Source organism: Cyanobacteriota bacterium, assembly GCA_025054735.1.
Taxonomy (GTDB): domain Bacteria; phylum Cyanobacteriota; class Cyanobacteriia; order SKYG9; family SKYG9; genus SKYG9.
Genome location: JANWZG010000079.1, coordinates 1 through 11,266 on the forward strand (window position 1 = coordinate 1; position 11,266 = coordinate 11,266).

At 49.2% G+C, this 11,266-nt stretch carries 10 protein-coding genes and 1 pseudogene; 9 read left to right on the forward strand and 2 right to left on the reverse strand.

Features of this window, described 5'->3' with window-relative positions:
• Positions 1-190: 190 nt before the first annotated feature.
• From NZ772_05670 to NZ772_05700, 7 genes are all read left to right on the forward strand, one after another.
• Complete coding sequence (locus NZ772_05670) at positions 191-2,947, forward strand: SMC family ATPase (protein ID MCS6813047.1); 2,757 nt, start codon at positions 191-193, stop codon at positions 2,945-2,947.
• 97 nt (positions 2,948-3,044) lie between these two features.
• The gene (locus NZ772_05675; GenBank protein ID MCS6813048.1) at positions 3,045-3,989 is read left to right on the forward strand and encodes a vitamin K epoxide reductase family protein; all 945 of its coding nucleotides are present in this window, start codon (positions 3,045-3,047) and stop codon (positions 3,987-3,989) included.
• A gap of 96 nt (positions 3,990-4,085) precedes the next feature.
• A complete protein-coding gene (gene sppA, locus NZ772_05680) occupies positions 4,086-5,873 on the forward strand; it encodes a signal peptide peptidase SppA (protein MCS6813049.1) in 1,788 nt (595 codons plus the stop codon).
• A 5-nt stretch (positions 5,874-5,878) separates the two neighbouring features.
• A complete protein-coding gene (locus NZ772_05685) occupies positions 5,879-6,832 on the forward strand; it encodes a DMT family transporter (GenBank protein MCS6813050.1) in 954 nt (317 codons plus the stop codon).
• 243 nt (positions 6,833-7,075) lie between these two features.
• Positions 7,076-7,789, forward strand: a complete 714-nt coding sequence (locus NZ772_05690; protein MCS6813051.1) for a hypothetical protein — start codon at positions 7,076-7,078, stop codon at positions 7,787-7,789.
• A 36-nt stretch (positions 7,790-7,825) separates the two neighbouring features.
• Positions 7,826-8,155, forward strand: coding sequence for a hypothetical protein (locus NZ772_05695; protein MCS6813052.1), 330 nt, complete (start codon positions 7,826-7,828; stop codon positions 8,153-8,155).
• Positions 8,156-8,179: 24 nt separating this feature from the next.
• Complete coding sequence (locus NZ772_05700; GenBank protein MCS6813053.1) at positions 8,180-8,632, forward strand: NUDIX domain-containing protein; 453 nt, start codon at positions 8,180-8,182, stop codon at positions 8,630-8,632.
• A gap of 111 nt (positions 8,633-8,743) precedes the next feature.
• On the opposite strand, the pseudogene NZ772_05705 reads toward NZ772_05700, so the two are convergent.
• Together NZ772_05705 and NZ772_05710 are read right to left on the reverse strand one after the other, a co-directional pair.
• A pseudogene (locus NZ772_05705) lies at positions 8,744-9,082 on the reverse strand (type II toxin-antitoxin system PemK/MazF family toxin).
• On the reverse strand, positions 9,082-9,318 hold the full coding sequence (locus NZ772_05710) for a hypothetical protein (protein MCS6813054.1): 237 nt from the start codon (positions 9,316-9,318) through the stop codon (positions 9,082-9,084). Before NZ772_05710 ends, NZ772_05705 begins: the two are co-directional and overlap by 1 nt.
• Before the next feature lie 244 nt (positions 9,319-9,562).
• Here NZ772_05710 and NZ772_05715 point away from each other — a divergent pair, with 244 nt between their 5' ends.
• Both NZ772_05715 and NZ772_05720 read left to right on the forward strand, forming a co-directional pair.
• Entirely contained in the window at positions 9,563-10,207 is a 645-nt protein-coding gene (locus NZ772_05715) for a cofactor assembly of complex C subunit B (GenBank protein ID MCS6813055.1), read from the forward strand.
• Between the two features lie 62 nt (positions 10,208-10,269).
• The coding region (locus tag NZ772_05720; protein ID MCS6813056.1) for an acetate kinase at positions 10,270-11,266 on the forward strand (997 nt) is incomplete at its 3' end.

Consider the following 11,266-nt stretch of genomic DNA (forward strand, 5'->3'; position numbering starts at 1 on the left):
GTCCTTACTACGAACTAATTAGGTTATGTCGCTAACTGTTGGAGAATTGATATTAGTTAAGCAATCGTTGAGTAGTCCAAGTGTCCTAGTTTGTGATGTTCAGCGAATGACCTGAACAGGGCTATTGCCTTAGTGGGCTGGTGTGGCAGAATCGATTAGATCGATTTAAACCATAGACAGCGAATTGAGCATGGTACAAATTCTATCAGTTACCCTCAAAAACTTTAAGTGCCACGCCGATCGCTACTTCGAGTTTCAACCTGGATTCAACGCCATCATCGGCGAAAATGGCGCAGGCAAAAGTAGCATTCTAGAGGCCATTGCTTGGGTATTGTTTGACCACAGTGATTACACCAAGGACGAACTCATCCGACGGGGAGCTAAAACAGCTACAGCCGCCGTGGAATTTATTTCTAGGGCGGATGGTCGCACCTATCGAGTAGAGCGCAGTACTAGCACTGGCTATCGCATCACTGATCCCCAACTTCGACACACCCTAGAGCTATCTCGAATTGCTGAAGAAGTTACACCTTGGTTAAAGCAACAGTTGGGCGTTACTAGCACCATCAAGTTGCCAGATTTGTTTGCCACTATGGTGGGCATTCCCCAGGGAACGTTCACAGCAGATTTTCTCAAACGCCCCAAAGAGCGCAAAGATGTGTTTAATCCACTCCTCAAGGTGGAGGACTATGAGCAGGCAGCTACTCAATCTAGGGAACTAGAGAAGCTAGCCGAGGCTGGCGTGAACGAGTTGATTGTCAAGATTCAACACTATAGCGATCGGCTGCAAGATTGGGATGACCTGAAACAACAGCATCTGCAACTTCAGACTGCTATTCATCAAGATCAGGTACGGTTAGCAGCACTTAATACTGAGTTAGAAAGCCTGACCCAGGAAAAGGCTCAATTAGATGCGATCGTAGCTGACCTCCAGCAGTTAGAACAGACAATCCAGGGTCTCAATGCCCAGATAACAGCCCAACAGCAAACCGTGAACCTGTGGCAACAGGCAATGGCCTCTGCTCAAGCTGCTGTTACCATCTGTGCTAGTCACCAAGCTGATTATGAAGCATTCTTAGCAGCCGATACTGCCCTAGCCGCTCTCAATCGCGATGCCCAAACTCGGCAACAACTCCTCACGCAGCGAGACTCAGTGCAAAGCCAGCTAGATGCCTCTCGGCAAGAGATCCTACGACTGCAAGTGCAACTAGAGGAACTGCACCAAGCGGAGAACGAGTTGCAGCACTTAGAACCGTTAGTTGTTCAGCAGGCAACCCTAGAACAAGAGCAGGGGACGATCGCTGCCCACCTTCAGCAGATTGCTGATTATCGACGGGAATATGATGCCCTTCAACAGCACCAGCAGCAGTTGCTAACACGCCTTACCCACTGTCAGCAAACTATTCAGCGGCTAGAAGCCTGGAAATCAGAGATAGCAGCAATCCCTGACTGGGAGCAGCATCGCGATCGCACTCAGCAGCATCTGAGTCGTCTCGCAGTGGCCTGTCAATTCCAAGCTGAGTTGCAACAACTTGTACAGCCAGCATTGCAAGACCGCACCCTCATGCAGATTGACGTAGACAAAGCGCTAGCCATCCTACAGGATTTGCAGGAAAGTTTACCACTGTACCGAGAGCCGATCGCTGCGACCATCCTCACTTTGCAACGGGGCCAAACCTTGACCAACACATTGATTGCTGGCCTAGAACAAATCTTGGCAGACCTTGCCCAGCAGACCTCAGAGGCCGATTTGCAACAGCAACTTCAGACAGTTAATCAGCAACTCCATCAGGCGTATCAACAGCAAGCAGAGGTGGCTACCTTGCCCGCCTACCAAACTCAACTGACAGACTTGCAAACAGAACTTGAGCGCTGTCAGATACGGTTGACTGAGCTAACTAGTTGCTTAGATTCGGCAACAGACTGGCAACGCCAACAAGCTACAGTGTCAGATGCCTTGGCTAAGCTAGACAATCCCCGCGGGCGCAGTCAACTGTTGACTCGACGGCTACAACAAAAGCCACAACTGCAAGCCAGCTACACTCAATTGCAAGAGAGTCAAACAGCTATTCAACAACAGTACGATCGCCTGACAGAGCAACTGCAACCATTTGCAAACCTAGATGCTGCCATCGCAGAACAAGCTGATCGCCGTCAAGCCCATCAATCGGGATATACCATCTACATTCAGCACCAATCACAAGCCGATCGTATTACTGAGGTAGAACAAACTCTGCAAGCAGCTATTGAGCACTTGGCAACCCTCCAAACCCAGCAAGCAGAAGCTCAACAAGCATGGCAACGGCGTAACCAAGCCTGCGATCACAAGCGTCTTGCTGAACTAGAGGCTGCTATTACCACTGCCCTAGCCACTAAGCATCAAATCACGGGTCGTTTGCCCCTGCAACAGCAGCAGCTTGATCAAGTAACCCTGCAACTAGCCGAGCGAGAGACTCTGGCGGCAGAGCGAGATCAGGCTCAGCAAGCTCTGGCAAAGCGCCAGCAAACCTATGCATTTATCAAATATGCCCGCTCTGTCTATAAACAAGCAGGGCCACGCATCACTCGCTTTTACCTAGGCGAAATTTCACGGGAGGCCGATCGACTATTCCGAGAACTTATGAATCGGCAGAATTTAGCTCTCGACTGGACAGAAGACTATGAAATCCGAGTTCAAGAAGGTGCCTACTGGCGAAACTTCAGGGCACTATCGGGGGGAGAACAGATGTGTGCAGCCCTTGCTGTGCGCCTAGCTTTGCTGAAGGTACTGGCAGACATTGATATTGCCTTTTTCGATGAACCCACTACGAATATGGATAGCCAGCGTCGGCAACATCTAGCAGAGGCCCTAACTCGCCTCAAGACGTTTCAACAGTTGATCGTCATTAGCCACGATGACACGTTTGAAAACTTGACCGAAAATGTGGTCAAGGTCGATCGTCAATAGATAAGGCTGCCTCTGTGTTGCTGAGTGAATACGCTAATATAAATGCGTTGAGTTACGACCTTTCATCCGTAGCCAACTAGAACCTATTGATAAGTTGATGAGCGATAGTCAAAAAATTGCCGAAAAACCTATGGTAAGCCGTCGCCGTTCTACTCCTTGGATCCATCGCTGGTCAAGATTTCTGATTGCCGGTATCGCTGGTTTAGGCACAATACTGACTGCCTACTTGACGATCGTTGCCTTTGCTGGAACCTCCGCAATTTGTCCCACCAGCGGCTGTGACCAAGTTCTTACCAGCCCCTACGCCAGAGTGTTTGGCTTGCCGCTTTCACTCTACGGCCTCTTGGCTTACTTGGGCATGGGCACGATCGCCATTGCTCCCTTAGCGGTTAACGCTGAGAAAAATAAGCAACTACGGACAGACTTAGACAACTGGACATGGCTGCTCATGTTCATAGGTAGCACAGCTATGACCCTATTCAGTGGCTACCTAATGTACCTGCTAACTGGAAAAATTAAAGCCGTTTGTCTCTATTGCATCGCCTCAGCCATTTTTTCGGCCAGCCTGTTGGTATTAACCATAATTGGTCGGGCTTGGGAAGACATCGGGCAGCTGATGTTTACTGGCATTATTGTTGGTACTGTTACTCTCATCGGCACATTGGGCATTTACGCGAACTTGAACCAGCCTGCTGTTGCCGGTTCCCATTGGACGGGGCCTAAAATTACAACTACGTCAGGGCCAGCCGAAATTGCTCTCGCCGAGCACTTGCGCAAGATTGGTGCCAAAGAATATGGCTCGTTTACCTGTGGCCATTGCTATCAGCAAAAGCAGCTATTTGGAGCTGAAGCCGCCGAAAAACTGCCCTATATTGAGTGCAGTCCCCAAGCTAAGAATAATCAGGCCAAGCTGTGTACAAAGGCAGGAATTGAGGGTACACCAACCTGGGAAATTAAGGGCAAACAATATCCTGGTGTTCAGTCGCTGGAAACACTGGCGGATATTTCCGGCTATAACGGCCCCCGTGATTTTAAGAACTGACGATTCGCTAGGTCACGCTGTTGCGATCGCCCCACAGCTACTTACACGTCATCGTCTAGTCGTCTAGTCCCCTTCATCCTCTACACTGGTTCACCCATGGCAAACTTCCTGAAATCTGTTTTGACTACTCTATTAGCCCTCATCATCTTTTGTGGACTAGGCATCAGCGGGTTGTTATTTTTAATTATTGTCGGTTTGCGCAGCAGCACCCCAACCGTCAAAGATAAATCCATTTTGGTTCTCGATTTAGCTCTAAGCCTGCAAGATGTGGAACCTGAATATTCCTCCGCTGATGTAGCGCGCCGGTCGCTAACGGGCGATCGCGAGTCTAGTACAATTGCACGGTTAAGTACTGTGACGCGAGCCTTAGAACAAGCTAGCCGTGATCCGCGAATTGTGGGGCTATATCTACGTGGCGGTGTAAGTTCTGGAAGCAGCGGCCTAGCCAATCTACTAGAGGCACGACGAGCGCTAAAGCAGTTCCGGGCTAGTGGTAAACCAGTCATTGCCTATGATGCTCACTGGAGCGAAAGGGAATATTACCTGGGATCCCTAGCGACCAAACTGTTTATTAATCCACTAGGAACCCTGACAATTGACGGCTATGCGTCAGAAAACGTATTCTTTGCGGGAACTTTGAAGAAGTATGGAGTCGAAGTCCAGGTTACTCGTGTAGGCAAGTATAAGTCTGCTGTGGAGCCATTCTTACTCACTAAAAACAGCCCTGAAAATCAAGAGCAGGAACGCCAACTGCTCACAGACCTGTGGACTGAGTGGGTGACTTCAGTAGCAGAACATCGTCAACTCACACCGCAAGCCGTACAGGCGATCGCCGACACCCAAGGGATGCTATTGCCCCACGAGGCACTCAAGCAGAGGCTAGTTGATGCCGTGGCATTACCCAGCGAGGTGAACGATGAACTTAAACGCATAACAGGCAAAACGGGTGATCGCGATACTGTTGCTCAAATTGACATTCAAACCTATGCACGGGCTACTGAGGATACGTCGCAAGCATCCAGCAAAAATCGGATTGCTGTGCTCTATGCTCAGGGTGAGATTCGCAACAGCCAGAGAGCCACTAGCACGATTAGCGCAGAATCCTTCGCTAGACAGCTCCGACAGTTACGCCGAGACAAAACGGTAAAGGCGATCGTCCTCCGCATTAACAGCCCTGGTGGTAGTGTTACTGCTTCAGAAGCAATCCAAGCAGAAGTTGTGCAAACTCGCGAGCAAAAACCCGTGATTGTATCCATGGGTAACGTAGCTGCATCGGGTGGGTACTGGATCGCAACCTATGCCGATCGTATTTTTGCAGAACCCACAACCATTACTGGGTCAATTGGAGTCTATGGACTGATCCCCAATATTCAAAAGCTAGCCAATGCCCAGGGGATCACTTGGGATACGGTCAAGACAGCAAAGTATGCAGATATGGATACCATTTCCCGTCCCCAGACACCAGAGGAACTAGCACTGAACCAAAAACTAGTGGACTGGATTTACAGTGAATTTTTAAGCAAGGTAGCTGAGTCACGCAAACTGCCCAAGGCAAAGGTGGCAGAAATTGCCCAAGGACGGGTCTGGTCAGGAAGCGCAGCCAAGAAAATTGGTTTGGTGGACGAAATTGGGGGGCTGAATCAAGCGATCGCAGCGGCTGCTAAGCAGGCAAACTTAGCAGATTGGCAAGTAGACGAATACCCCAAGAACCGTGGTTCATTATTCCAGTTGCTCCAAGAGGAGGATAACACGGCTCAGGTGCAGCAGATTGATCCAGTGACAGTAAAATATCAACGGCTGCTAGAGATGCTTGCGATCGTTCAAGCACTCGATGATCCTCAGCACATCTACGCTAGACTGCCCTTTCACATGGAGATTAAGTAGGACTCTTGGTAACGCCGTCACGATGGCAAATTCGTCTCATCCTAGCAACAGGAGTCTTGGCAGTTTCAACCTCATCGGTTCTAGTGCGTCTAGCGTTTCAAGCCGCAGGCACTAGCAGCTTGGGTTTTAGTCTAGTGTTAGCAGCATCACGTCTAACCCTAGCCGCTCTGACCATGCTAGCCATCACGTGGAGCACAGCTAGATATCGCCATCAACAACCCCGCCTGCCCGATGTCCATAGTCCTCAACAGCCGAAGACGATAATGCTAGGAATCGCTGCTGGCATCTGTCTGGCCATCCATTTTGCAGCTTGGATTAGTTCCCTTGCCTATACATCAGTCGCTGCATCCACTGCCCTGGTCACTACCAATCCAATCTGGGTAGCACTCCTGTCATGGTTTTGGCTTGGGGAGCGCCCCCGACGATTAGCAATGATTGGCATTGGGATCGCCATGGCAGGCAGCCTAGTTGTTGCCTATGGTGGGAGCAGTACGCCAGGAAACAATCCCTTGCTAGGAAATACCTTAGCTCTAGTAGGAGCTTGGATGGTCAGTTTTTATCTCATGCTATCAACCATTGCTCAGCAACGGGGATCAAACCTGTCGGTTTATGTCCTAGTAGTATATTCCACAGCTGCGATCGTTCTACTTCCCTTACCCAGTTACTTCCATACTAGCTACAGAGGCTATCCTTCCCTAGTTTATGGTTGGATAATTCTTCTAGCTGCGATCCCCCAACTTATTGGCCATACAGCATTGACTTGGTCTGTGCGGTGGATAGCTCCTACCCAGGTCACCTTAGCTATTCTGTTAGAACCAATCATTGCCAGTGGCATAGCGTATCTCATCTTTCAGGAATTACCCACCCATTGGGTAATAGCAGGAGGACTGTTAATCGTGAGCGGAACTATATTTGTTACCAGAGAACAATCCCGATTAGTAAAATTTGTTAAGGATTAAATAATAGGAGATAGGGTTTAGCAGTACCGCATTAGCCTTCATAGGGTTCGGCTACTCAGCAGCGTCTTGCTAGGTAGGTCACTAGCAATTAACCTCAATAGCTATCGTCAGTGGCGACCATTTTTGATTAGACTGAGTGACATCACTCCTCCACTAAATCTCCACAACAGGTTCATCATCACTTCAGTCTCATTAGGGCCTTATTGTGACGCTACACCTCTAGTTCAGCGTTGGTTTTATATCATGCAGTTCTTCCTCGATAAAGCGCATTGGACGGGTTTTTGGCTCCGATTGCCAATTTTGGTAATCCTGTTAGGGTTTGCGGGCTTAGCTACTAGCATCGCCGGAATCAACTGGTGGCGGACGCATCAACGAGAACACAACCTGAGTGCCGTACATTCAGCCCTACAACCGCTGAAAGCTTCCTTGGCTGATCCCCAACTGCTCACCGTTGATGTTCCCTTTGAAATCTGTGCTGAAGCTACAGACTGGACTCGCCCATCTCCCCAAGAGCAAGAGCAAGAGCTACAGAAGCTGCCTCGCTATGCTACGGAGCTAAATCGAGAACCTCTGCGAAGCCTGTACCAGCGCCTTTATAACCAGTCTGTGTTTAGTTTTACCGCCTATGGCATTAGCCTGCGGTTGGAGCCTCTCTATTTTTCAGGACTCTGGACTGTGCAATCAATCTTGCGAGATTGCTATGATCCTAATCGCATTGCTCAGCTCAATAATGGACAACTTGCCGAAGTTTGGGTGCTACTGCACCGAGTCGTGAGTGTGCAATGGGATGGCAGTCGTTACGTGATGACGGTTGAACCTACGTCCCGAGGTGTGCAGTTTATTCAGTTTCCTCGTTTTGAGCATGATCCCACATTGCCGTTGCAGGTTCTTACCCGTGAGGGATTGTCTCTAGATGTGTTTAGTAATAGTCTTGTCGAATTGTCGAGAACGCAATAATCTGTAGGGGCAATTTAGTTTAATGGTCAAGTAACGATGAGACACTGGCAACATTGGTGGGAACGCTTGCAGTGGTTGGTGCAATATGACCCACCCCGATTTATAGAGTCCCTAATGCTAGGGTTAGCCATAGTGTTGCTACTAGTTTGGCAGGTAGTTGACTCTAACGACAAATTGTCCGGTGGTTGGGCGTATCTGGTGTTGAGCTTAGGTTACGCTATCGGTTCGGCGTTGTCGATCTTGGTGCGTGAAACGCTAATTTCTATGTCTCGCGATCGCACCACCATTGTGACCGCTCTGGTATTACTTAGCACTAGTTCCTACGTTCTATGCTGCATATTTATCAACCCTAATCACTATCTTTAGGGTAATTAGAGCCTTAAAATCCCCATGAGTACTGCACCAGAGTCTGCTATTCACCAAGTCGCGATCGCAATCTTGTATCGTGACGATCAATTCCTGATGCAATTACGTGATGATCCACCCCTTCCCATTGTTTTTGCAGGATGCTGGGGCCTGTTTGGAGGGCACATAGAAGCAGGAGAAACCCCTCTAGAAGCCGTGAAGCGAGAGCTAGCAGAAGAGATTGGCCATATTCCAAGCCAGCTCGTTGAGTTTGGTCGTTATCGAACCGAAACAGTGGTTCGCAACGTGTTTCAGGCTCCGCTCGAGGTCAGCTTGGATAAATTAGTTTTGGGAGAAGGCCAGGAAATGGCACTGCTGACAGTAGCTGATATTCAGCGAGGAGAAGCCTACGCTAAGGTAATCTCAGCCATGAGGCCGATCGGCGCTCCCCATCGGAATATCTTGCTAGATTTTATTCACCAGCAAGGGTTGCTATAACAGCCAGTCGCCTAACAACCAAGTTCACTGAATAGTAACCTTCACTTCTCGACCAATTCACCTAGGGTAATCTCGTGGTAACTTCGTACAATGACTGGTTGGCTGGCGTTATCAGAGATACAAAACTGTTCGTAAACCTTCATCAACATCCTCCCGTAAATGATCCGGTAACACACCAATGCGCTCGACCAAGAATGTTTTATCCACTGTGAAAAGCTGAGAAACATTTGCCACAGAATCCCTCGGTAAGCCGGATACCTCACGAGGCAATAACACATTGCGTGGCGCTTCCGCTAACTAGACATTTGAGGCGACAAAAACGACAACGACAGTACTGATACGACTTTGAGTGAACGTATCATCTTGAATCACTAGGACAGGACAGCTATAGCCGGGTTCTGAACCCATTGGATTGGGTAAATTCGCCCACCAAATTTCTCCCCGATACATTACCAATCCTCATAGGGCAAAGACATAGACTGCATCCTTGCCATTACCGGATCGAGTTCAGAAGACTCTCTAGAGTAAACTTGATTCAATTTGAGCAAGATTTGATCACGGCTGTACCTGTTCAAGTATGCCTGTAACGCCTTTGTATAAAGCTCACTACGTGACAATCCTAACCGCTGGGCAAGTGCTTCCGCCTGTTCAAACACTGAATCTGGAAGCGAAATCGCAGTTTTCATAATGACCCTAGCCGTAAGCTACACACCTTGGCTATACCTCGGTTATACCAGGATTGCCAGAACTAGTCCCCTGTACACCGCTCAAAGGGAAAGTTAGGACATGATTACAGTTGTAGTTTCCAGTGGGAACTGAAGCCCTTACTACAAACGTTCTGACTAACCTACACAGTGCTACAGATGTTAGACGATGATTTTTCTGATTAGCGTAAGATCTTGATGCTTGAACTAAACGTGCCTGAAGTCAATGCCTAGTAAAACGGATCCAAATCGTGTATTGCGACAGTTGCCGATCGTAGTGGGTTCTCTAGCAGGGACGTTGCTAGTCATCAATCGAGTTATGACCACAGAGTTGACCAGTTCCCAGTCTCGATCGGATGTCTTGGGGATCATTCTCAGTGCACTACTTGTGCTCACAGGGTTGCTTTGGCAACAGATTCAGCCCCGCCTCCCTGATGCGGTCTCCCTAGTGGGAGAAGAAGGGTTTGAATTGGCAGACGACTTGCCCGATGCTGTGCAGCGAGAACTAGCCTGGGCTTCCTACACACTTTTGACAAACACCGTCACTAAATCATTAGTGGTTTGGTATGACGGAAAGATCTTGCTCCGGCGTGGGATCTTAGCTCCTAAGGCAACCGTTACTCCTGGTGCTATTCTCCGGCGGGTATTGGAGAAGCAACAACCTGTCTATTTGGTGGATTTGAAGGTGTATCCTGGCCGAGTTGAGTTTGACTACTTGCCAGAAAATACTCAAGGTATCATTTGCCAACCTATTGACCAGCGAGGAGCGCTGATTTTGGCAGCGAATGCCCCTCGTAGTTACACGAAGCAAGATGAAAATTGGGTTGCCGCAATTGCCGCCAAGCTGGCAGATACCCTCAGTAGTGTCTAGTACATGCCGTGAAGAGGTTACTCCCTTACAATAAGGGCGATTTCTAGCAATGGGTGGTTGCCATGAAAATTTTGGTGTTGAATGCAGGATCCAGCAGCCAAAAAAGTTGCCTCTATGAGCTAGGAACAGACCTGCCAGATCATCCACCAGCACCCCTCTGGGAAGGAACGATCGACTGGACAGCATCCCCCGATTATGGCCTGGTTAAAATTCGTGCCCAAGGACACAAACAGGAGCAGCACTTACCGATGTCCCAGCGTCAGCAGGCGATCGCCCATTTGCTACAAACTCTACTCCACGGTGACACTGCCGTCCTAACCAGCCTTGAGGAGATTAACGTAGTGGGACATCGAGTTGTGCATGGTGGCCAGAGCTACAATCAACCAACGCTAATTACCCCAGAGGTGACGGCTACAATCGCACAACTCATCCCCCTTGCGCCTAACCACAACCCTGCCCACTTGGAAGGTATCCACGCGATCGCCCAACTATTGCCCACTACACCCCAGATTGCTGTATTTGACACAGCCTTTCATACCAGCATTCCTGCTGCTGTTGCCCTTTATCCTATCCCCTACGAGTGGTCTGAGCAGGGAATTCGACGCTACGGCTTCCATGGCATTAGCCATCAATACTGTGCCCAACGGGCTGCCCAACTGCTGAATCGTCCCCTAGAATCTCTCCGGTTGGTCTCTTGTCACCTAGGCAATGGCTGTTCTCTAACTGCGGTGCAGGGTGGCCGAAGCATCAATACCAGCATGGGCTTCACACCCCTCGAAGGCTTGATGATGGGGACTCGCTGTGGATCCATTGACCCAGCCATTCCTCTCTATCTCATGCGTCAACATGGCCTCTCTGTAGATGAGGTGGATACTTTGCTTAATAAGGCATCGGGACTGAAGGGGGTTACTGGTGAATCAGGGGATTTACGATTAGTACTAGCAGGGGTAAGTCAGGGTAACCCTCGTGCCATCCTCGCGTTTGACATGTACATCCAACGACTGGTGATGGGCATTGGAGCTATGGTCGCTAGCTTGGGCGGCATTGATGCCCTAGTCT